Here is a 21,007-nt window from a genome sequence, read left to right as displayed (position 1 = left end):
GCACCCGTCCTAGTCGTCGCTCGACGTCCCGCCGGATCTGCGGCGTCCGCCGCCGGCCTGGCTCATCACGCGCCCCACGGCCACGGTGACGGCGGCCACCGCGCGGACCCAGCGCGGACCGCCCCGCGCCGCCCACACCACGCAGACGCAGCCTCCCAGGACGAGCGCGAGGACACACGACAGAACGAGCACTTCCATGCTCCTCCCCCTTCTTCCGCTTCCGGTCCGCCTCATCCTCCCAGTGCGTCCCGGTGGGCCCTCGCCCGGCCCGCCCCCGCCCGGCCGAGGTCTGTCATGATCGCATCATGACCACCCCACCGCCCCTCACCTACCAGGAATTCGTCGGACACGCGGCCGCCGACCCGGCCGTCGTCGGCCTCGTGCTCAAGGGATCGCACGCCCACGAGGGCATGGCGACCGAGCACTCCGACCACGACCTGTACGTCGTCCTCGCGGACGGGGCTCCCGCCCCTGACCTGGGTCGTCGCACCCGCGAGCTCGACGTGGTGGTCGTGTCGCTCGCCGGACTGCGGGCGGCGGGGATGCCGGGCTTCGAGCGGTACGCGCTCGCCCGGGCGCGGGTGGTGCTGGACCGGCTCGACGGGGAGATCGGCCGGATCCTCGCCGCGAAGGCGCGGCTGACGGCGGACGAGGCGTTCCGGGCCGCGGCCGGGTGGCTCGACGCGTACGCCAACTCCCTCTACCGGTCGGTCAAGAACGCCCGCGACGGCGAGGCACTGGCAGCCCGCCTCGACGCGGCCGACAGTCTGGGCTCCCTGCTGGAGTTCCTGTTCGCGCTCGACCGCCGGCCCCGCCCCTACAACAAGTACCTGCGCTGGGAACTGGCCCACCACCCGCTGCCGGGGTGGGACGCCGGTGCCCTCCTCGACGCCGCGGACGAGATCGCGACGACCGCCGGTGTCTGCGCCCAGCGGGCACTGTTCGCCCGGGTGGAGGCGGCGGCCCGGGCGGCCGGGCACGGCGGTGTGCTGGACGACTGGGGCGAGGACCTGCTGCTCATGCGGCCGGCGGACGGGTAGGGCGGACGGCCGGGGCGACCGCCCCGGGGGCGGACGCGGCGGGAGCGGGCGCCACAGGAGCGGGCGGCGCGGCGCAGGCACCGGCGGCCCCCTGCGAGGAGCCCGCCGTCGCGGCCTCCCGGGCGGCGCCCATACCGGCGGCCTGCGAACCGGCGTCCGCTCCGCTCCCGCCCCGCGGAGAGTCCGCCCACGGGCCCTCCGGTCGAACACCTGCACTCGCCTCCGGGGCAGCACCCACTCCTGACCCGGACCACGGGAAGACCGCCCGCGAGCCCTCCGGTCCAAGGCCCGCAGTCGTTCCGTCACCGTGGAACTCGCCGACCGGCCGGTGACCGCGTCGTGCGGCTGGCGGCCGGTCACCGCGCCCCGCGCCGACCGGTCGAGCGTCCGACGCCGCCGGGGCCCCGTGCGGGGCACCAGTCGGCCGGTCCCCGGGGGACACACCCGGTGGCCGGTCACCACCGCCCACGCCGACCCGCGTGCGCGCACGTCCGGTGGCCGTGTGAGGTGCGCCGCCCGGCCCGCGCACCGGGTCCACCGCGTGCACCCCGTCCGTCCACCGGGCCGCGCGCGCCGCGGACGTCTCCCGCGGCACGCCACCCGGCGCGCCGAGCGCCCAGGCCGCGGCGGCGGCCGCGAGCGACGCGCGGTCGGGGTGGTCCTCCGGTGCGATCACCGGTCCCGTCTCGACCTCGGCCACCAGCCCCCGGGCCCTCACCACCCGCCACAGGGAGGCGAGCAGGGTGTCGTCGCCGACGAAGGCGGGCGCCGTGCTGGCCGCACCCCCCGCGTACCGGTACCGGATGCGCACCGGCTGGACGGGGACCCCGGCGTCCAGGGCGGCCTGGAACACGGCCCGCCGGAAGTGCCCCTGGGCGCGGCCGCACCAGGTGCTCCCCTCCGGGAAAACGGCGACGGCCCGCCCGGCGCGCAGTGCCCCGGCGATCCGGGCGACCGTGCCGGGCAGGGCGCGCAGCCGGTCGCGGTCGATGAACAGGACGCCGCCGCGGGCGGCGAGCGCCCCGGCGACCGGCCACCGCCGTATCTCGGCCTTGGCGAGCATGCGGGCCGGGCGGACGGCGGCCAGCAGCGGGATGTCCAGCCAGGAGATGTGGTTGGCCACCAGCAGCAGCCCGCCGACGGGCGCGGCGGTGCCGGTCGTGCGGACGCGGACGCCCGCCGCCCGGACGACCGCCCGGCTCCACCGCGGTACCGCCCCGGCCGGGATCCTCCCCCGCGAGCGGGGGCGCCCCCGGCCGAGCGGTGACAGCAGGACCCCGGTGAGGACGAGCAGCACCACCGCCGTGAGCCGCAGCACGGCGCGGGGTGCGGCGGTCGCGGACCCGGCCTCCTCGACGCACGCCCGCGGGGTGCAGGGCGCGGTGGGCAGCCAGGCGCTCATCAGGCCGGGACGAGGGAGAGGAAGTGCCGCAGGTAGCGCGGGTTGACCCGGCGCATCGACAGCAGCACGTACAGGTCGGCGACCCCGAAGTCGGGGTCGTGGGCGGGCTCGCCGCACACCCAGGCGCCCAGGCGGAGGTAGCCGCGCAGCAGGGCGGGCGGTTCGGTGCGGGCGGGCAGCGCCACGCCGGCCGGCGGTACCCACGGGAGCAGCGGCCGCACCCGGAACGCCTCCGGCGCCAGGTGCCTGTCCCGCACGCGGTCCCAGGTGCCGGCCGCGAGGGCGCCGCCGTCGGCGAGCGGTACGGAGCAGCAGCCGGCCAGCCACTCGTGGCCGCGGTCCACCATGTAGCGGGCGATGCCGGCCCAGATGAGGCCGATGACGGCGCCGTCGCGGTGGTCGGGGTGCACGCAGGAGCGGCCGACCTCGACGAGGCCGGGCCGGATCCCGTCCAGCGACGCCAGGTCGAACTCGCCCTCCGAGTACAGGCGCCCGGCGACCGCGGCGCGCTCCGGGGGCAGCAGCCGGTAGGTGCCGACGACCTGCCCGGTGTCGGCGTCGCGCACCAGCAGGTGGTCGCAGTACGCGTCGAAGGGGTCGACGTCGAGGCCGGGCTGCGGGGACGTCAGCAGGGCGCCCATCTCCCCGGCGAAGACGTCGTGCCGCAGCCGCTGCGCGGCCCGTACGTCGGCCTCGTCCTGGGCGAGGGTGACGGTGTAGCGGACGGGTGCCGTGGACTGCGGGGGCCGAGCGAGGGTGGAAACGCCGGTCATGGCTCTCTCCTGGACACGCACGAGGTGGGGACGGAGCGGTACCCCCTGTTTCTTCCGAGGCCGGTTGGCGTGTACGTGACCTGTGCCAGGAGCGCGGGTGTGGGGATGTTGAACGGCACCGACGTGTTACGGCCGTCCACGTCCGCGTGTCCGGAGCGTCAGCCGGAAGGTGCGGTGCCGTTCACTCGGCGGGCGGGCGAGCAGCCCGCCAGCAGGCGCCGGGTCTCCTCCTCGCCGAGGACGCGTTCGAGCACGAGGTCGCCCGTCATGTGGGGGAAGAACCGCCCCGCCGGCCAGCCGCGCTCGTACGGCGGCGGGTCCAGGACGAGCAGGCGTACGCCGTCGACGACGGGGATGTCGCAGGGCGTGCCCTCGTTCCAGAGCCAGGTTCCGTCCGGCGCGACGAGGTTGAACGACCCGGTGGTCGGCACCTGGCCGGGCGCGGTGCGGCACACCGCGGCCTCCTGCGGGGACGGGGCCCGGCCGGGCAGGTGCCCGCCGCCCACGAGGACGTCGGCGAGGAGGGTGTGCAACTGGAAGGTGTCCCCTATGCCGCTCATCCGCAGCGCGTACCCGGTGCCGGTCGGCCGGTGCAGGGCCACCAGCGGCTCCTCGTCCAGCACCAGCAGGGCGTACCACAGGCACTTGAAGTCGTGTCCGGTCGCCTCCTGCACGATGCGCAGGGACTCCAGCAGCCGGGTGCGGCGTTCGGCCCCCGCGCCGGTGCGCACCGAGGCGTGGTTGAGCATCGCCACGGACGCCATCTCCCACTGCGGCAGCGTCCACCAGGCCGCGGCCGCCCGGGGGCCGACCCGGGCGAGTACGGCGTCGTCCGGTGCGTCGGACTCCGGGTCGGGGAGGTCCCCGCCCCCGCTCGCCGCCCAGCGTGCGCAGAATTCGCCGGCCGCGGTGAGCGCCTCGGCGAGCCCGTCGAGGACGTACGGCGCGCACCGCGACGCGTCGGCGCCCTTCTCGACGCAGGCGCCCGTCATGACGGCGATCATCCCGTCGGGTCCGGGCGGCACCTGCGGCAGCAGTGCGGCCAGGCGTGGCCCGGCCTGCCCGGTCTCCTCGTCCGTCGCCTTCCGGAAACCCCGGTACACCTGCTGGAAGGCGCGCTCGGCGCCGTCGGTGTCCTGCTCACGGACAGCGGCCTCGAACCCCGTGAGGGCGTCGAGGAACCGCTCCCTCCCCCTGCGTCCAAAGATCATGCGCGCAGGGTACAGAGGGCCGAAGAGCCAGACGGGGCCGGGGATGAGCACCACTCCCGGCCCCGCCCGTCCGCGCTGTTCGGCGAACGTCTTCTCGTCGAGCGGCTGCTAGCGCTTCGCCACCTTGCGGGTGGCCCGCAGCCACTCCTTGTTCATGCCGGTGATCGACATCAGGGGGATGCCCTTCGGACAGGCGGTCGCGCACTCGCCCGTGAGGGTGCAGCCCCCGAAGCCCTCCTCGTCCATCTGCGCCACCATGTCCAGCACCCGCGTCTCCCGCTCGGGCGCCCCCTGGGGCAGGACGTTGAGGTGGTTGACCTTGGCGGAGGTGAACAGCATCGCCGCGCCGTTGGGGCAGGCGGCCACGCACGCCCCGCAGCCGATGCACTCCGCGTGCTCGAAGGCGAGGTCGGCGTCCGGCTTGGGCACCGGCGTGGCGTGCGCCTCGGGGGCGGCACCCGTCGGCGCGGTGATGTAGCCGCCGGCCTGGATGATCCGGTCGAAGGCCGACCGGTCCACGACCAGGTCCTTGATCACGGGGAACGCCGACGCCCGCCAGGGCTCGACGTCGATCGTGTCGCCGTCCCGGAAGGAGCGCATGTGCAGCTGGCAGGTGGTGGTGCGCTCGGGCCCGTGCGCGTCGCCGTTGATGACGAGCGAGCACGCGCCGCAGATGCCCTCACGGCAGTCGTGGTCGAAGGCGACCGGGTCCTCGCCCTTGAGGATGAGTTCCTCGTTGAGGGTGTCGAGCATCTCCAGGAAGGACATGTCGGGTGAGATGCCGTCCACCTCGTACGTGGACATGGTGCCGTCGGCGTCGGCGTTCTTCTGCCGCCAGACGCGCAGGGTGAGCCTCATGCGTAGCTCCGCTGGGTGGGGTGGACGTACTCGAAGACCAGGTCTTCCCTGTGCAGGACGGGTGCCTCGCCGGTGCCGGTGAACTCCCAGGCGGCGGCGTAGGCGAACTCGTCGTCCTTGCGGGCGGCCTCGCCCTCCGGGGTCTGGGACTCCTCACGGAAGTGGCCGCCGCAGGACTCCGTGCGGTGCAGCGCGTCGAGGCACATCAGCTCGGCGAGCTCCAGGTAGTCGACGACACGGTTGGCCTTCTCCAGGGACTGGTTGAACTCCTCGCCGGTGCCCGGCACCTTGATGCGCCGCCAGAACTCCTCACGGATCTGCGGGAGGCGTTCGAGGGCCTTGCGCAGCCCGGAGTCGGTGCGGGCCATGCCGCAGAACTCCCACATCAGTTCGCCGACCTCGCGATGGAAGGAGTCCGGTGTGCGGTCGCCGTCGACGGACAGCAGCAGGTTCAGACGGTCCTGGGTCTCGGCCAGCACCTCCTGCACGGCGGGGTGTTCGTCGGTCACCCGGCCCTGGTGCGGGTTGCGGGCGAGGTAGTCGTTGATGGTGGCCGGCAGCACGAAGTAGCCGTCGGCCAGGCCCTGCATCAGCGCGGAGGCGCCGAGCCGGTTGGCGCCGTGGTCGGAGAAGTTGGCCTCGCCGATCGCGAACAGGCCGGGGATGGTGGTCTGGAGGTCGTAGTCGACCCACAGGCCGCCCATCGTGTAGTGCACGGCCGGGTAGATCCGCATCGGCACCTCGTACGGGTCCTCGTCGGTGATCCGCTGGTACATCTCGAAGAGGTTGCCGTACTTGGCCTCGACGGCCTTGCGGCCCATGCGCTTGATGGCGTCGGCGAAGTCCAGGTACACGCCCTGCCCGCCGGGCCCGACGCCCCTGCCCTCGTCGCAGACGTTCTTCGCGGCGCGGGAGGCGATGTCGCGCGGGACCAGGTTGCCGAAGGAGGGGTAGATGCGCTCCAGGTAGTAGTCGCGCTCGTCCTCGGGGATCTTGTTCGCCGGCCGGGTGTCGCCCTTGGCCCTGGGCACCCAGATCCGGCCGTCGTTGCGCAGCGACTCGCTCATCAGCGTCAGCTTCGACTGGTGGTCGCCGGTGCGCGGGATGCAGGTCGGGTGGATCTGGGTGAAGCAGGGGTTGGCGAAGTACGCGCCGCGCCGGTGCGCCCGCCAGATGGCGGTCGCGTTGGAGTTCATGGCGTTCGTCGACAGGTAGAAGACGTTGCCGTAGCCGCCGCTGGCCAGGACGACGGCGTCCGCGAAGTAGGTGTCGATCTTCCCGGTGATCAGGTCCCGGGCGACGATCCCGCGCGCCCGTCCGTCGACGACGATCAGGTCGAGCATCTCGGTGCGCGGGTGCATCTCGATGGTGCCCGCGGCGATCTGCCTGCTCAGGGCCTGGTAGGCGCCCAGCAGCAGCTGCTGGCCCGTCTGGCCGCGGGCGTAGAAGGTGCGCGACACCTGGACGCCGCCGAAGGAGCGGGTGTCGAGCAGGCCGCCGTACTCGCGGGCGAAGGGCACGCCCTGGGCCACGCACTGGTCGATGATCTCGACGGAGATCTGGGCGAGCCGGTGGACGTTGGACTCCCGCGCCCGGAAGTCGCCGCCCTTGACGGTGTCGTAGAACAGCCGGTGGATCGAGTCGCCGTCGTTGCGGTAGTTCTTCGCCGCGTTGATGCCGCCCTGGGCGGCGATCGAATGGGCGCGGCGCGGGGAGTCCTGGTAGCAGAACTGGACGACGTGGTAGCCCTGTTCGGCCAGGGTGGCGCCGGCGGAGCCGCCGGCGAGTCCGGTGCCCACGACGATGACCGTGTGCTTGCGCCGGTTGGCCGGGTTGACCAGCTTGGCCTCGAAACGGCGCTTGTCCCAGCGCTCGTCGATCGGACCGGACGGGGCCTTGGTGTCGGCGACGGGTTCGCCGGTCGCGTAGTCGGTGTAGGTCATCTTCAGCTCACCACTCCGGTCATGACGCCCACGGGTACGGCGACGAAGCCGGCCGTGAGCAGCAGCGCGAGGACGTTGGCGCAGGTCTTCAGGGCGCGGTCGCGGGTGCGGCTGCCGACGCCGAGGGTCTGGGCGGCGCTCCAGAAGCCGTGCCGGACGTGCAGGCCGAGGGCGAGCATCGCGACGATGTAGACGACGTTCCCGTACCAGGTGGAGAAGGTGTCCACGACGTTCTGGTACGGGCGGCCCTCCTGGAAGCCGCCGGAGTGCACGGTGCCGGTCGTCAGGTCCAGGACGTGCCAGACGATGAACAGGCCGAGGATGATCCCGCCCCAGCGCATGGTGCGCGTCGCGTAGCTCGCCCGCGGCTTCTTGTGGACGTACTTGGTGGGGCGTGCCCTGATGTCGCGGCGGCTGAGCTGGTAGGCGGAGACGGCGTGCGCGACCACCGCCACGACCAGCACGACGCGGACCAGCCAGAGCGTCCACTCGTAGTGCATGAACGGCTCGCCGACCGTGCGCAGCCAGTGCCCGTAGTGGTTGAACTCCTCCGGGCCGAAGAAGATCTTGAGGTTGCCGATCACATGGGCGACCAGGTACAGCAGCATGATCATGCCGCTGACGGCCATCACCGTCTTCTTCCCGACGGAGGAGTCCCACACCGTGCGCGCCATCGACGGCCGTCGGTCCGTCCGCGTTGCCAGAGCCATGGCACAGGACGCTAGGCCCGCGGGACGCCATCAGTCCAAGACATGGTCCGCCTCGTTTCGATAGGGCGCGCCTATCATGGCGGCATGCAGTTCCAGCAGCTCCAGTACTTCGTGGCGGTGGCCGAGACCCGGCACTTCACACGTGCCGCCGAGCTCGTGCACGTCGCGCAGCCGTCGCTGTCGCAGCAGATCAAGTCCCTGGAGCGGGAGTTGGGTGCGGACCTGTTCCTGCGGGCGCGCGGCAACATCACCCTCACCGACGCGGGCGAGGCGCTGCTGCCGCTGGCCCGGCGGATCCTGGCCGACACCGAGACGGCCCGGTACGAGGTGCAGGAGCTGGTGCAGCTGCGCAGCGGCCGGGTGCGGCTGGGTGCGACCCCGAGCCTGTGCACGGGGCTGCTGCCGGACGTCCTGCGCGCCTTCCACGACCGTTACCCCGGCATCCGGCTGCTGATCGAGGAGGGCGGCTCGCACGACCTGGTCCGTGAGCTGGCCCGCGGCGCCCTGGACCTGGCCCTGGTCGTCCTGCCCCTGCCGAGTCCGTCCCCCGCGCTGACGACGGTGGAGCTGCTGCGCGAGGACCTGGTGGTGGTCTCCTCCCCCGAGGCGCCGAGACCCGGCGAAGGACGGCGGACGGTCCGCATCGCCGACCTGGAGGGCGAGCGCCTGGTGATGTTCCGCCACGGCTACGACCTGCGCGAACTGACCGTCGCCGCGTGCCGCGCCGAGGGCTTCGAGCCGGATTTCGCGGTGGAGGGCGGGGAGATGGACGCGGTGCTGGGGTTCGTGCGGGCGGGGCTCGGGGTGGCCGTCGTCCCCCGGATGGTGGCGGCCCGCTCGGGCCGGGGGCTCAGGGTCACCCCGCTCGCCCGGCCCGGTCTGCACCGGACGATCGCCCTCGCGCACCGCAGCGACGTGGCACCGCCACGGGCGGCGAGGGAGCTGCAGCGGATGCTGCTGGAGCGGTGAACGGCCAGGGCTCGCGCCCCGGCGTGTTCCCCGGACGGGCTCTAGCTCTCGGCGGCCGGCCCGAACACCTCCTCGCACCACTGGCGGAAGGTGGTGGGGGCGAGGTCGGGGGTGGGTGCCTGGGAGGCGCCGTAGAGGCCCTGGGCGTTCTGGGCGTCGACCATGTCGGCGAGGGCCTGTCCCCAGGCCTCGGTTGCCCCGAAGCGCATCATGGTCTCCTTGTACCGCGCGCTGGTGACGAACCGCGCGCGCACGGGCCGACCGAGCACCTCGGACAGGACCCCGGCCATGCCGTCGGGTGTCAGGTCGTCGGGGGAGGCCAGCGGAACGTCCTCCTGCCCCGACCAGGTGTCGTCGAGGAGCAGCCGTACGGCCGTGGCGGCGACGTCCCGGACGGCGCAGAGGCGCAGGACGCGGTCGGGCAGCAGGGCCGTGGAGTAGACACCGGTGTCGCGGATCGGGGCCACCTGGTGGAGGAGGTTCTCCATGAGGAACGGCGCGCACAGCGCCCGGTAGGCGACGCCCGTGGCGGCTATCGCCTCGTCCATCGCGAGCGAGGCGGAGACCAGTCCGGCGTTCTGCGCGACCCCGCGGCCGAGGGTGGAGACGGCGACGACCCGGGTGACGCCCTCGGCGCCGGTCAGCTCGACCAGCGGGTCGGTGAAGGCCCGGAAGTGCCCGTCGACGTCGTCCGTGGTGGGGGTCGGCGGGACCAGCCAGAACACCCGGTCGGCACCCTGGAATGCCTCCTTCAGCACGACGGGGTCCGCGTGCGACCCCTGGACGGTCTCCACGCGCTCACGCACCTCGGGGGCGAGGGCGGCGGGGTCGCGGACGATCACCCGGACCGGTGCCGAGCCCTGTCGGACGTCGAGCAGGCGGGCGACGACCTCACGGCCGATCTGCCCGGTCGGGGTGGTGACGACAATCATGAACTTCTCCTGCCATCGGGATCGTTGGGGCGCCGTCGAGCCTGCCGCCGGTGCCCGGGGAACTGAAGGACCGGTTCGCTCCCGCTTGTTACCCTCAGGGCAATACCGATCGGAGGGCAGGCCCCCATGGAGTCCCGTCCGCTGCGCTACTTCGTCGCCGTCGCCGAGGAGCTCAACTTCGCCCGTGCCGCGCAACGGTTGGGCATCTCGCCGCCGCCCCTGTCACGCGCGATCCGCCGGCTCGAGGAGGAGCTGGGCGCCACGCTCTTCGAACGCACCACGCACAGCGTGACGCTGACACCGGCGGGTGAAGTCCTGCTGCCGGAGGCCCGGTTCGCGCTGGAGGCGCTCGAGGCCGCCGGTCGGCGGGCCCGGCGTGCGGCCGCCGCCGGGCCGAAACTGGAGCTCGCCGTGAAGGCCGACGGCGACGGCGGACTGCTGGAGGCGATCCTCGCCCGGTACGCGGCCGACCCGGCCGCCGTGCCGGTCTCCGTCCGGCTGTGCGCGTGGCACGAGCAGTCCCGGCTGCTGCGCCGGGGCGTGGCCGATGTCGCCCTGGTCTACGAGCCGTACGACCGTGCCGGCCTCGACGCGGAGGACCTGGCCGTCGAACCGCGCGTCGCCGCCCTCGCCGCGAGCCATCCGCTGGCCGCGCGGGGCGGACTGTGCCTGGCCGACCTGGGACTGCGCGCCGACGAGGCGTACGCGTACATCGACGCGGTCCGCGGCAGGGGCACCGACCTCGCCCAGCTCCTCACCCTCGTCTCCCTCGGCGAGGCGGTCCCCCTGCTGCCCGCGTCCGTCGCCGACCGCTACCCCCGCCCCGGTGTCGTCTACCGCCCCGTGCGCGACGCACCCCCGGCCGTTCTGGCCGTCGCCTGGCCGCAGCAGTCCCGCTCGACGGCGACGGCGGCCCTGGTACGGGCCGCCGTCGCCGTGGCGGACGACCTCGCCGAACGCGCGGCGGGGTGAGGAGCGGACGCGAAGGTCACCGCACGAGCGGCGGTCAAGGGCTCGGAACGAAAGGGGAGTCCGCGAGCCGGGCGCCCCTTGTGTCCGGAGCTCCGAGTGACCAGCGCAGTGAGGGAGAACAGGGGGACGGGCACGAAGGGCTGCACGGGCAACCCGCCCGGCGGTGCCCCCGCCGTCGAAAGCCCCGTCGACGGGATCGCCGGCAGGGACCGGGTTCGACGGGATGCCGCCCGGCCCCGTCCTGGAAGGCGACGTGGGCTGACCGGAGATCACCCCTCGCCGTCCGCTGCCGGATGGCAGTGGTGCCGGAAGCGTCGGGCGAGGGGCAGGAGGGAGCGGGACAAGGGGCCCGCGGTCAGCCGGTCGCGTCCACCAGGGCCAGCTGGTGCAGGCGGTCGGGCGGGCCCGGGCGGGCGTAGTACCAGCCCTGGGCCGTGTCGCAGCCCAGTATCCGCAGCTGGTCGGCCTGGGCGCCGGTCTCCACGCCCTCCACGGTCACCGCGAGGCCCAGGCTGTGGGCGAGGGAAACGATCCCCTCGACGATCTTGAGGTCGACGGGGTCGGCCGGGAACTGCTGCATGCTCTGGGTGAAGGACCGGTCCAGCTTGAGCACGCTCACCGGCAGCCGGCGCAGGTTGGCGAGGTTGGAGTAGCCGGTGCCGAAGTCGTCCAGGGCGATGTCGACACCCATCTCGGCGAGCCGGCGCAGCGGCTTGAGCAGGTCGTCGTCGGCGCCGATCAGCGCCGACTCGGTCACTTCCAGGCAGAGCGCCGCGGGCTCGACGCCCGCGCGTTCCAGGATGTCGACGGTGTCCTGCACCAGCCCGGGGTGGGTGAGCTGGCACGGGGAGAGGTTGACGTTGATGCGCAGGGGGCTGGTGTCCCCGGTGCGTTCTCGCCACGCGCGGGCCTGGCTCACGGACTGCTCCAGGACCCAGCGGCCCAGCGGAACGATCAGCCCGGTGTGCTCGGCGAGCGGGATGAACCGGTCGGGGCCGAGCACGCCGTGCTGCGGGTGCAGCCAGCGCACCAGCGCCTCCGCGCCGCGCACACTGCCGTCGCCGAGGTGGACGAGCGGCTGGTACTCGATGAAGAACTCGCCGCGCTCCAGGGCGGCCGGCAGCGCCGTGGTCAGCCCGTGCCGGGTGATCGCGCGGGCGTCGGCCTCCGGGTCGGCCAGCTCGAAGCGGTTGCCGCCCGCCGACTTGGCCCGGTACATGGTGATGTCGGCGCTGCGCAGCACCTCCGCGGGGCTGCGCTCCCCCGCCGGCCCCTCGACGATGCCGATACTGCCGCGCACGGTCAGCTCCCGGCCGTCGATGCGTACGGGCGCCACCAGGGCGTTCATGATGCGCGCGGCGAGCTCGTCGACCTCGCGGGGGGTGTCGGGGCCGGTGGTCAGCGCCACGAACTCGTCGCCGCCCAGCCGGGCCACCATCTCGCCCGGCGCGGTGGCGCAGGACTGGAGCCGGTCGGCCACCTCGACGAGCAGCCGGTCGCCTGCCGCGTGGCCGAGGCTGTCGTTGATGGTCTTGAAGCCGTCCAGGTCCAGGTAGCACAGGCCGAAGCGCTGGTTCTCGCCGGCCGCCAGTACCTTCTCCAGGCGTTCGAAGAACAGGGTGCGGTTGGGCAGGCCGGTGAGCGCGTCGTGGGTGGCCTCGTAGCGCAGCCGCAGGTTGAGCAGGCGGCGCTCGGTGGTGTCCTCCATGAGGGCCAGCTGGTACTGCGGGTTGCCGTCCGCGTCGCGGAGCAGGGAGACCGTGAGATTGGTCCACAGGACCGTTCCGTCCGGGCGGTAGAACGCCTTCTCCACGTGGTAGTGCTCGCGTTCGCCGCGCACCAGCTCCTCGTAGAGCCGCCAGACCTGGGGCGCGTCCTCGGCGTGCGTCCACTCGCGGACGTTGCGGCCGCGCACCGCCTGCTCGCCGCCGCCGAACATGCGCAGCATCGCCCCGTTGACCTGGAGGACGTTGCCGTCCAGGTCGGCGATGCCGATCCCTATGGCGGCGCCCTCGAAGACGGCGCGGAAGCGGGCCTCGCTCGCGTGCAGCGCCTGTGCCACCACGCCCTGCGCCTGCAACGCGGCCTGGGCGATGGCCTCCTGCTCGGCCAGCGTGCGCTCGCGCAGCGCCTGCGCGAACCCGGCGGCCATGGCGTGCTGCAGCCGCGAGCAGCGGGTGCGCAGGTCCTCCTGCGGGCCGTCCCCGCCGCAGTACAGCACCAGGTAGGCGTCGACGCAGTCCAGGCTGTGGCTCAGCGCGTCCGGGTCGGTGCAGTGCGCGTCGACCAGCGCCGCCCCGACCTCCTTCGCGGCCCCGGCGTCGAACGACCTGGCCAGCAGTGCCTCGCTCAACCGCCGGGCCAGCGGGAGGAGTCGCTCCTCCAACTCCGGCCGGGTCAGCGACGTCGACGTCACCGGGAACACCGCCCGGCTCCAGATCGTCGCGAACCGCCGCAGTCTGTCCTCCGGCCCGTCCGGCGCGGCGGTCACGAAGTACGCCCCACGCCCGCGAAACCGGAGAAGGCATACGGGTCCTCGTCCTCCGGTGCCGTCTCCGGCCGCCAGAGCGGCATCGGCACCAGTCCCGGTTCCACCATCTCGTACCCCTCGAAGAACCGCGCGATCTCGTCGCGCGAGCGCATGATCAGCGGGTTGCGAATGTCCTTGTACACGTCCACCGCGCCCTCCGCCCGCCGGGGCGGCAGCGGGATTCCCTCGTACGAGGCGTGCGTGAGCACGAGCAGGCTGCCGGGCGCGAGCGCGGCACTCAGCTCGGCCACCGCCGCGTACGGGTCGTCCTCGTCCTCCACGAAGTGCAGTATGGCAACGAGGAGCAGTGCCACCGGACGGTCCAGGTCGAGGAGTTGACCGACCGGGGGACTTGCGAGGATCTCGTGCGGCTTGCACAGGTCGGCGGCGACGACGTCCGCGTCCTCGTTGCCCTCCAGGACGGCCTGGCTGTGCGCCACGGCGACCGGGTCGTGGTCGACGTAGACGACGCGGGCGCCGGGACTGGCGGCCTGGGCCACCTCGTGGACGTTGCCGAAGGTGGGGATGCCGGACCCGACGTCGAGGAACTGGGTGATGCCCTCGCTCGCCGCGTAGCGCACCGCGCGGCGCATGAACGCCCGGTTCGCCTGCATGATCTTCGGAAGTCCCGGCATGAACTCCATGGCCCTGCGGGCCGCTTGCCGGTCGACCTCGAAGTTGTGCGAACCGCCCAGGTAGTAGTCGTAGATCCGCGAGACACTGGGCACGGAGATGTCGATGCTCCGTGGGGCCCAGGCGGGACGCTCCATCCATCTCTCCAAGGCGTAGGCGATCCGGTGTTCGAGCAGAGGCTACTGATCGCCCGCCAAACGAGCGAGCAGAACCGGAAATTGACCGTCCGTTCCCGGTCACTGCCTGCGGCACGTGCCGCATCGGCGTCTGTCGGCCGGGCCCCCGAAAAGTACCCGAAGGACGGGGGCGCGGACAGCACAGTGGTCCGCCCCCTCCGTGCGGCGCGGAGGGGGCGGACCGGGGGGTCGTACGTGCCGTGGCAGCTGCGGGGATCAGCCCTGGGGAGGTGATCTCTACTGCTCCGGCGCGCCGACCAGCTTTCCGTCGGGGGCCACGGCGTACCAGGTGCCGCCCACGCCCTGGCCGTTGATGTCCCCGGGGGCCTTGTCACCGGAGAAGGTGTAGATCGGCGAGCAGTTGACCGTCATCTGCTTGACCCCGTCGGACCGGGTGAAGCTCATCAGGCCCTTCTTCTGGACGCCCTCGGTGTCGTTGGTGGCGACCGGGGCGACGGCCGGCCACTTCTCCAGGCAGGCGCCGTTGCAGTTCGACACCGGCTCGGGCCAGGCCTTGTCCTTCAGGAAGCGGTAGACCGTCATGCCGTTCTTGTCGACGACGATCTCGCCGAGCTTGGGGTCGTTGCGCACCGACAGCCCGGGCAGGTCGGACACCTTGGCCTTCTTGCCGTCGGGGGCCAGCGCGAACCACTTGCCGCCCACGCCCTGGCCGTTGGTGTCGCCGGCGTTGGTGTCCTTGGCGTAGCGGTAGACGGGCCAGCCGTCGACGGTCAGCTGCTTGGTGCCGTCGGACCGGGTGACCTCGCCGAGCAGCGACTTGTCGATACCGTCGCCGGCCGTGGCGTCGTCCGCGGGCACGGGCGGCCAGGTCGTCGCGCAGTCGCCGTCACAGTTCGACTTGGGCGGTTCCTGGGTGTCCGAGTCGAAGCGGTACAGGGTCATGCCGTTGGAGTCGATCAGCACCTTGCCGAGCTCCGCGTTCGCGGAGACGGACAGCTCACCCGCCGTGCCCGTGCCCGTCCCGGTGCCGGCACCGACACCGCCCGTGCCCGCCGGGGCGCTGGCACTGGGGCTCGTGCCGGTTCCGGTGCCGGCGCCGACCCCGCCGATGCCGCTGCCCACACCCGCGATACCGCCGGCCGGGGCCGTGGCCCCCACGTTCTGGCTCGCGTTCGACGTACCGCTTTCCTGACCGCACGCCGTCGTCAGCGCCAGAACGGACACGGCGCTCGCCACGAGTGAGGCGCTCCGCCAGGAGGTCTTCATCGTCAACAACTCCCCGATCATCACAAGGGTGTTGCAGCGCCCTGCTGCGCCGCCGCACGGCCATGGATACGCACGCCGGTGGGCGTTGTGTTCAAACACGGCACGATTTTCTTTCCGCCACCTGTGACCGGGGCCCGCTCCGGCCACCCCGCCCGCACACGCGTACGAAGATCCGCACAGGCGAACGCCCACCGGCCGAACCGCCGGAGGCGGACTTCCCCCGTTCGGGGCAATCACCCCCGCGCGCAGGCGTACGCGGGAGTGCGAGGCCTCATGATCTCCGTCGTGCATGGACCCGAAACGACCCGATCCGCCCTTGCCGCACGGGCGTTGGCCCTCGCGACGGCGGCCTGGATCCTCGCGGGCGCGCCGGCCGGGGTGGCGGTGGCCGACGCCTGCGCGTACGCCTCGACGGGCCCGGACGGCACCGAGGCGGTGGCGGTCGCGGGGAATGTCCCGTGGCCCCCGCCGCCGGGGTGCCCCGTACCCACACCGACGCCCCCGCCGAAGCCGAAGCCGCCGCCCGAGCCGACGCCCCCGCCGCCCGAGCCGACACCTCCACCGAAACCGCCGCCGCCGAAACCGACGCCGCCGCCGAAGCCGGCGCCCACGCCTCCCCCAGCGCCGAGCCCGACCCCGCCGCCGCGCGCGAGGCCCACGCCGCCACCCCCTCCGCCCGCACCCCCTCCGCCCGCGCCCGCGCCACCGCGGCCCGGGGCGCCGCTCCCTCCGCCGGAGCCCGTCCGCGCGCGCCCCACACCCGCCCCGCCCCCGAAGCCCACTCCGACGCCGAAGCCCACACCACGTCCCTCCGTGACCCCCGTGCACTACCCGGCGTACCACTCGGCGCCGCGTCCGCGGCCCACCCGCAGTGGCCCGTCGCCGGTCACCTACGTCCTGCTCATCACCGCGCCCGCGGTGGTCGCCGTCGCCGCGCTGCGGCCGCGCTGACGCCGCCCCTGGAGGCACCTCTTGCCGGAATGGCTTGTTCTCACCCTCGCGATGGTCGCCGCCTGCGCGGTGGTGGTCGTCATCACCCTCGTCCGGCACCGTACGGCGGCCGAGGACGAGGACCCCTCCGAGACCCCTGACGTCATCGAGTACATGACCATGTGGATCGGCGTGGTGTACGCCATCGTCCTGGGCCTGGCCATCGCCGGGGTCTGGGAGGCCCGCGGCATCGCCCAGGACCACGTCCAGGCGGAGGCCCAGGCGCTGCACGAGATCGACGAGCGCGTGCGGGTGTACCCGGCCGGTGTGCGTGAGCGCATTCGGGAGGATGTCAACGCCTATGTCGGACACGTCGTCACGACCGAGTGGAAGACGATGGCCGACGAGGGACGGGTGACGGAGCGCGGCGACGCACTCCTCCACCGCCTGCGGGTCGACCTCACCGACTACCGGCCGGCGTCCGACTTCGAGGCGCAGGCCTACCAGCCGCTCCTGGACCAGATGACCGCCGCCGACCAGGCGCGGACCGCCCGCGCGGACTCGATGGATCCCACCATGCCCGGGGTGGTGTGGTTCGGGTTGGTCGCCGGGGCCGTCATCACCATCGGCATGGTCTTCGCGCTCCAGATCCGGCGCACCAGCCGTGAACTGATCCTGGCCGGACTGTTCTCCGCCCTGATCGCCTTCCTGCTCTTCCTGATCTGGGACTTCGACGCGCCCTACAGCCGGGGCATCACCGCGACCACCGAGCCCTTCCTCGCCCTCTTCCCGGACGCCAAGGGCTGACCATCGCCGCCGTCCCGTGACGGGCCTTCGCCCCGGTCCCGGAAGGGACCGGAGCGAAGGCCCGTTCCGTGCGTGCTGTGACGTCCGCCCCGACGGCGAGGGGTGCACCGCGGGGGCTCAGGTGCGGCGTTCGGCGCGACGGCGCATCCAGAACATCCCGCCGCCGACGACGGCCGCGGCGACGAGCCCGCCGCCGATGGCGATGTCGGTCGGGGTGGCCCCGCTGGAGCTGCTGCCGCCGATACCGCCGCGGACACCGCCGAGGACGGTGAAGGCGGTCGGGTTCGTCAGGGTCTTGCCGTTGCAGTTGACCGTGATGCTGTGCGCGCCCGGGGTCGCGTTGTTGTTGACCGTCGCGGTGCCCCGTGACGTCCCGCCGGCGCCGCTGATCGAGGTGAGGTTGGTCGTGCGGAAGGCGTCCGAGCTCATGGTGCCGCCGCTGCGGCAGCCGTTGACCGTGACGGTCAGCTGGCCGCCGCGAGCGACGATGCTGGGCAGCGCCACGATGTTGCTCGGGGACCCCCCGAAGTTGTTGTTGTTCCCGCCGTTGCCGGAGTGGTTTCCGTTGCCGTTGCCGCCGGCACCGGCGTGGTTGCCGTTGCCGTTGCCGTTGCCGCCGGCACCGGCCTGGTTGCCATTGCCCCCGGCACCGGCGTGGTTTCCGTTGCCGTTGTTTCCGTTATTGCCGTTGCCGCCGAAGTTGTTGCCGTTACCACCACCCTGGAAGTTGTTGCCGCCGTCACCGTTGCCGTTGCCGCCGTTACCGTTGCCGTTCCCGCCATTGCCGCCGTGGCCGTTGTCGCCGTTACCGCCGCCACCGAAGTCGTTGCCCGGGCGGCCCCCGTCGTTGTCGCCGTTGCCACCCCCCACGTTGTTGCCGGGACGGCCCCCGTCGTTGTTCCCGTTGCCGCCACCCTGGAAATTGTTTCCGGGACGACCCCCGCCGTGATAGCCGTTGCCGCCACCCTGGAAATTGTTTCCGGGACGGCCCCCGTCGTTGTCGCCGTTACCGCCACCTTGGAAATTGTTGCCGGGGCGGCCCCCGTCGTTGTTCCCGTTACCGCCACCCTGGAAATTGTTTCCGGGGCGGCCCCCGCCCTGATAGCCGTTGCCGCCCCCTTCGTTGTTGCCCGAGCCGAAGAAGCCGTTGTCGTTCTGACTGCCGGGGTTGGGGATGCCGTCCGCGACGGCCACGGGGGCGGCGAGCCCGAGGACGGCGACCGCGATGGCCGTGGCCGCCAGGGCACGTGAGTTTCGCATGTGATCCTCCGCGGAAGGCGCCCCGGGGCCCGTCCCCGGCATGTCGGCGAGCAAACGCCTCCCGCAATGACCCTCAGATGCCCTGCACTCCCCCGCATTTCGGGAGTGGTCCGTCCTGGTGAGACGACACGCCGGGCGAACAGCTCGACGGGGGATATCGCCGCAGGTCACGGACTGTCAGAAATTTCCTGTCGGCGGCGACTCGGATGGCGCACCGAACAGCGCGGGGGCCACCCGTTCGCTTCTGCCCCGTCGCCGGTTTCCCGTGCGGGACGTAGCGTTCCTGGTATGCGCGAAAGGACGTGGCGACGGCCGCGTCGAAAGGGGATGGCGAATGTACGGGTACGGGCTGTCCGCGATGGCGGAAGAGGAGGAACGGCCGAAGAAGCGCGCCCCCTGGGGCGTGATAGCGCTTGTTCTGCTGTCCGGCCTCGCCCTCATCCGGAATGGTTCGGGGGAGTTCGACGTCGGCCCGCCGCAGCCCGCCTCGGCGGCGGCCGCCGACGCCCACGCCGCCCAAGGCACCCTCGGGCGGGCCGCGGAACCGCTGCCGTACGGCGTGCCCGACCGGGTCCGGATCTCCGCCATCCAGGTGGACGCCCCCATCGTGCCGGTCGGTCTGGACACGGACGGCTGGGTGGCCGCGCCGCCGCCGGAGGACCCGAACCTGGCCGGCTGGTTCACCGGCGCCGTCTCCCCCGGCGAGAAGGGGACGGCGGTCGTCGTCGGTCATGTCGACAACCAGCAGGGACCTGCCGTGTTCTACGGCCTCGGCGCCCTGAAGAAGGGCAACCGCGTCGAGGTGGCGCGCAAGGACGGAAAGACCGCGGTCTTCGAGATCTACGGAGTCGAGGTCTTCGAGAAGAACAACTTCCCCGGCGACCGCGTCTACGCCTCCAAGGGATCCCCGGAACTGCGGGTGATCACCTGCGGCGGCGGCTTCTCCAAGATGAACGGCTACGACGGCAACGTGGTCGTCTTCGCCCGCCTGGTCGAGGTGCACTGAGCCATCCCGACCGGGCGGGAGGGGCCCCGCCGGCGTCCCCGACCGGGCGTCCGCCGGGGCCCCTCCCGGTGCGGTGGCCGGGTGTCCCGCCCGGTGCGTCGCCGGTGTTCCGCCCGGTGCGGTCGCCGGGTGTCCCGCTATGGGTGCCGCCGGTGGGGGACGGAGATGTGGTACCCGGCGTCCAGGAGCTGCGGGAGGTACGTCCGCAGGGCCCGCACGCTCTGGCTGCGGTCGCCCCCGGCATCGTGCGAGAGCACCACGACGCCCGGGCCGGCGCCCTGCTCGACCCGGTCGACGATGGTGCGCGTGCCGGGGGTGGTCCAGTCGAGGGTGTCGACCGTCCAGGCCAGCGGTTCCATGCCGAGTTCGGCGCCGAGTTGGAAGGCGGCGCGGTTCCAGGCGCCGTAGGGGGCGCGGAACCAGCGGGGCCGCTCACCGTAGGCGTCCTCGATGACGTCGCAGGTGCGGGACATCTCGGAGCGGATCTGACGGCGGGTGAGCCGGGTGAGCAGAGGGTGGGACCAGGTGTGGTTGCCGACGACGTGCCCCTCGTCGGCCATCCTGGCCAGCAAATACGGGTGCTCGGCGGCCATCTCCCCGCACACGAAGAACATCGCCCGTACGTCGTACTCGGCGAGGGTGTCGAGGATGCCGGGGGTGTAGCGGGGGTCGGGGCCGTCGTCGAAGGTCAGCACCATGGTCCGGCCGCGGCCGGAGATCCGCAGCAGCGGAGTGCGCCGCACGGGCGGGCGGCGGGGCGCGACGGAAAGCGGACCGTATCCGGCCAGTGGCTGGAGGCGGTGGGCGGAGGGCTTCATCGGGAGGCGGCGCACCGGGGCGCCGGCGGCCGGAGCGGTGGTGCGGCCGGGCTCGCCGCCCGTTCCCCACCCGAACAGTCCAGCGGTGCCGACCGCTCCGACGGCGGCGGTGCCGGCGAGCAGCATCCGGCGGCGCGTGAACAACTGATCCTTCTGCATGAGTCATCAGTCGCCCGGCGGGGACCCGACGCACCCCGTCGACACCGGGCCGGCGGCATGAATCCACCCGCCCGGCGCAGTGTTCGGCGCCACCCTGCCGAACCCGCCGGAGCCCGCCCGTCGAACCGCCCGCGGGGGGCCGGACCTGCGGGTTCCGATAGCCTCGGTGGCGTGACGGAACAGCACTCCTCCGCGTTCGAACGGGGCACGGACGGCCCGAAGGTCATCCTGGTCGGCGTGGACGGCTCCGACTCCTCCCTGCGGGCGGCGGCCTACGCCGGCGGCCTGGCCCGGCGGCAGCGGGCGCTGCTCGCCGTCGTGTACGTGCAGCCGGTCATGGCGGCGAGCTCGGTCCTCGGGGCGCCGGTCGCGGAGACGACCGACGAGATCGCCGAGGACATCGTGGCGCAGATCCGCGACGCCGCCGAGCGGCTCAAGGGGATATTCGACGTGCGCTGGGAGTTCCACACCTTCCGTGGCGACCCCTACAACGGTCTGGTGCGCGCGGCGGACGAGCTGAAGGCGGACGCGGTGGTGGTGGGCGCCTCCGAGCAGGCGGGCCATCGCATCGTGGGGTCCGTCGCGGTGCGGCTGGTGAAGGCGGGGCGGTGGCCGGTGACGGTGGTGCCGTAGCACCCGCGTCACCCCGCT

General features: G+C 73.0%; 19 protein-coding genes and 1 pseudogene. 7 read left to right on the top strand and 13 right to left on the bottom strand.

From position 1 onward, the window contains the following. Positions 1 to 9: 9 nt before the first annotated feature. The gene (locus ACIBBD_RS11790) at positions 10 to 198 is read right to left on the bottom strand and encodes a hypothetical protein (protein ID WP_399419180.1); all 189 of its coding nucleotides are present in this window, start codon (positions 196 to 198) and stop codon (positions 10 to 12) included. Positions 199 to 305: 107 nt separating this feature from the next. Here ACIBBD_RS11790 and ACIBBD_RS11785 point away from each other — a divergent pair, with 107 nt between their 5' ends. Beyond that, on the top strand, positions 306 to 1,040 hold the full coding sequence (locus tag ACIBBD_RS11785; RefSeq protein ID WP_399419179.1) for a hypothetical protein: 735 nt from the start codon (positions 306 to 308) through the stop codon (positions 1,038 to 1,040). On the opposite strand, the gene ACIBBD_RS11780 is transcribed toward ACIBBD_RS11785, so the two are convergent. From ACIBBD_RS11780 to ACIBBD_RS11755, 6 genes are all read right to left on the bottom strand, one after another. Further along, on the bottom strand, positions 1,018 to 2,442 hold the full coding sequence (locus ACIBBD_RS11780; RefSeq protein WP_399419178.1) for a 1-acyl-sn-glycerol-3-phosphate acyltransferase: 1,425 nt from the start codon (positions 2,440 to 2,442) through the stop codon (positions 1,018 to 1,020). The genes ACIBBD_RS11785 and ACIBBD_RS11780 overlap by 23 nt on opposite strands. Continuing rightward, positions 2,442 to 3,215, bottom strand: a complete 774-nt coding sequence (locus tag ACIBBD_RS11775; RefSeq protein ID WP_399419177.1) for a GNAT family N-acetyltransferase — start codon at positions 3,213 to 3,215, stop codon at positions 2,442 to 2,444. Before ACIBBD_RS11775 ends, ACIBBD_RS11780 begins: the two co-directional genes overlap by 1 nt. A 158-nt stretch (positions 3,216 to 3,373) precedes the next feature. Next, the gene (locus ACIBBD_RS11770; RefSeq protein WP_399419176.1) at positions 3,374 to 4,426 is read right to left on the bottom strand and encodes a hypothetical protein; all 1,053 of its coding nucleotides are present in this window, start codon (positions 4,424 to 4,426) and stop codon (positions 3,374 to 3,376) included. A gap of 108 nt (positions 4,427 to 4,534) precedes the next feature. Next, positions 4,535 to 5,284 (bottom strand): succinate dehydrogenase/fumarate reductase iron-sulfur subunit, encoded by a 750-nt coding sequence (locus ACIBBD_RS11765; protein ID WP_399419175.1) that lies wholly within the window; start codon positions 5,282 to 5,284, stop codon positions 4,535 to 4,537. Then, complete coding sequence (locus ACIBBD_RS11760; protein ID WP_399419174.1) at positions 5,281 to 7,227, bottom strand: fumarate reductase/succinate dehydrogenase flavoprotein subunit; 1,947 nt, start codon at positions 7,225 to 7,227, stop codon at positions 5,281 to 5,283. Before ACIBBD_RS11760 ends, ACIBBD_RS11765 begins: the two co-directional genes overlap by 4 nt. Positions 7,228 to 7,229: 2 nt before the next feature. Next, a complete protein-coding gene (locus tag ACIBBD_RS11755) occupies positions 7,230 to 7,901 on the bottom strand; it encodes a succinate dehydrogenase (protein WP_399419480.1) in 672 nt (223 codons plus the stop codon). 120 nt (positions 7,902 to 8,021) lie between these two features. On the opposite strand from ACIBBD_RS11755, the gene ACIBBD_RS11750 reads away from it, so the two are divergent. After that, complete coding sequence (locus ACIBBD_RS11750; RefSeq protein ID WP_399419173.1) at positions 8,022 to 8,906, top strand: LysR family transcriptional regulator; 885 nt, start codon at positions 8,022 to 8,024, stop codon at positions 8,904 to 8,906. A gap of 41 nt (positions 8,907 to 8,947) precedes the next feature. Here the strand turns inward: ACIBBD_RS11750 and ACIBBD_RS11745 are convergent, their stop codons facing one another. Further along, entirely contained in the window at positions 8,948 to 9,838 is an 891-nt protein-coding gene (locus ACIBBD_RS11745) for an NAD(P)H-binding protein (protein ID WP_399419172.1), read from the bottom strand. 126 nt (positions 9,839 to 9,964) lie between these two features. On the opposite strand from ACIBBD_RS11745, the gene ACIBBD_RS11740 reads away from it, so the two are divergent. Further along, a complete protein-coding gene (locus ACIBBD_RS11740) occupies positions 9,965 to 10,810 on the top strand; it encodes a LysR family transcriptional regulator (protein WP_399419171.1) in 846 nt (281 codons plus the stop codon). A 355-nt stretch (positions 10,811 to 11,165) separates the two neighbouring features. On the opposite strand, the gene ACIBBD_RS11735 is transcribed toward ACIBBD_RS11740, so the two are convergent. The 3 genes from ACIBBD_RS11735 to ACIBBD_RS11725 all read right to left on the bottom strand — a co-directional run bounded on the left by ACIBBD_RS11735 (position 11,166) and on the right by ACIBBD_RS11725 (position 15,376). After that, on the bottom strand, positions 11,166 to 13,301 hold the full coding sequence (locus ACIBBD_RS11735; protein WP_399419170.1) for a putative bifunctional diguanylate cyclase/phosphodiesterase: 2,136 nt from the start codon (positions 13,299 to 13,301) through the stop codon (positions 11,166 to 11,168). Further along, positions 13,298 to 14,110, bottom strand: coding sequence for an SAM-dependent methyltransferase (locus tag ACIBBD_RS11730; RefSeq protein WP_399419169.1), 813 nt, complete (start codon positions 14,108 to 14,110; stop codon positions 13,298 to 13,300). Before ACIBBD_RS11730 ends, ACIBBD_RS11735 begins: the two co-directional genes overlap by 4 nt. A gap of 276 nt (positions 14,111 to 14,386) precedes the next feature. Beyond that, a complete protein-coding gene (locus tag ACIBBD_RS11725; RefSeq protein ID WP_399419168.1) occupies positions 14,387 to 15,376 on the bottom strand; it encodes an SCO0930 family lipoprotein in 990 nt (329 codons plus the stop codon). 813 nt (positions 15,377 to 16,189) lie between these two features. On the opposite strand from ACIBBD_RS11725, the gene ACIBBD_RS11720 reads away from it, so the two are divergent. Next, positions 16,190 to 16,327, top strand: coding sequence for a hypothetical protein (locus ACIBBD_RS11720; protein ID WP_399419167.1), 138 nt, complete (start codon positions 16,190 to 16,192; stop codon positions 16,325 to 16,327). Between the two features lie 21 nt (positions 16,328 to 16,348). Further along, positions 16,349 to 17,113, top strand: coding sequence for a hypothetical protein (locus tag ACIBBD_RS11715; protein WP_399419166.1), 765 nt, complete (start codon positions 16,349 to 16,351; stop codon positions 17,111 to 17,113). Positions 17,114 to 17,230: 117 nt separating this feature from the next. On the opposite strand, the pseudogene ACIBBD_RS11710 reads toward ACIBBD_RS11715, so the two are convergent. Next, a pseudogene (locus tag ACIBBD_RS11710) lies at positions 17,231 to 17,632 on the bottom strand (hypothetical protein); the annotation flags it as partial. 1,075 nt (positions 17,633 to 18,707) lie between these two features. On the opposite strand from ACIBBD_RS11710, the gene ACIBBD_RS11705 reads away from it, so the two are divergent. After that, positions 18,708 to 19,379, top strand: a complete 672-nt coding sequence (locus ACIBBD_RS11705) for a class F sortase (protein WP_399419165.1) — start codon at positions 18,708 to 18,710, stop codon at positions 19,377 to 19,379. Between the two features lie 137 nt (positions 19,380 to 19,516). Here the strand turns inward: ACIBBD_RS11705 and ACIBBD_RS11700 are convergent, their stop codons facing one another. Next, positions 19,517 to 20,356 (bottom strand): polysaccharide deacetylase family protein, encoded by an 840-nt coding sequence (locus ACIBBD_RS11700; RefSeq protein ID WP_399419164.1) that lies wholly within the window; start codon positions 20,354 to 20,356, stop codon positions 19,517 to 19,519. A gap of 171 nt (positions 20,357 to 20,527) precedes the next feature. On the opposite strand from ACIBBD_RS11700, the gene ACIBBD_RS11695 reads away from it, so the two are divergent. Beyond that, positions 20,528 to 20,989, top strand: a complete 462-nt coding sequence (locus ACIBBD_RS11695) for a universal stress protein (protein WP_399419163.1) — start codon at positions 20,528 to 20,530, stop codon at positions 20,987 to 20,989. Positions 20,990 to 21,007: the final 18 nt, after the last annotated feature.

This window comes from Streptomyces sp. NPDC051315, assembly GCF_044455165.1.
Classification (GTDB): domain Bacteria; phylum Actinomycetota; class Actinomycetes; order Streptomycetales; family Streptomycetaceae; genus Streptomyces.
Note: the sequence above shows the minus strand (reverse complement) of the source record. Positions and strands in the feature narration are given on the sequence as shown.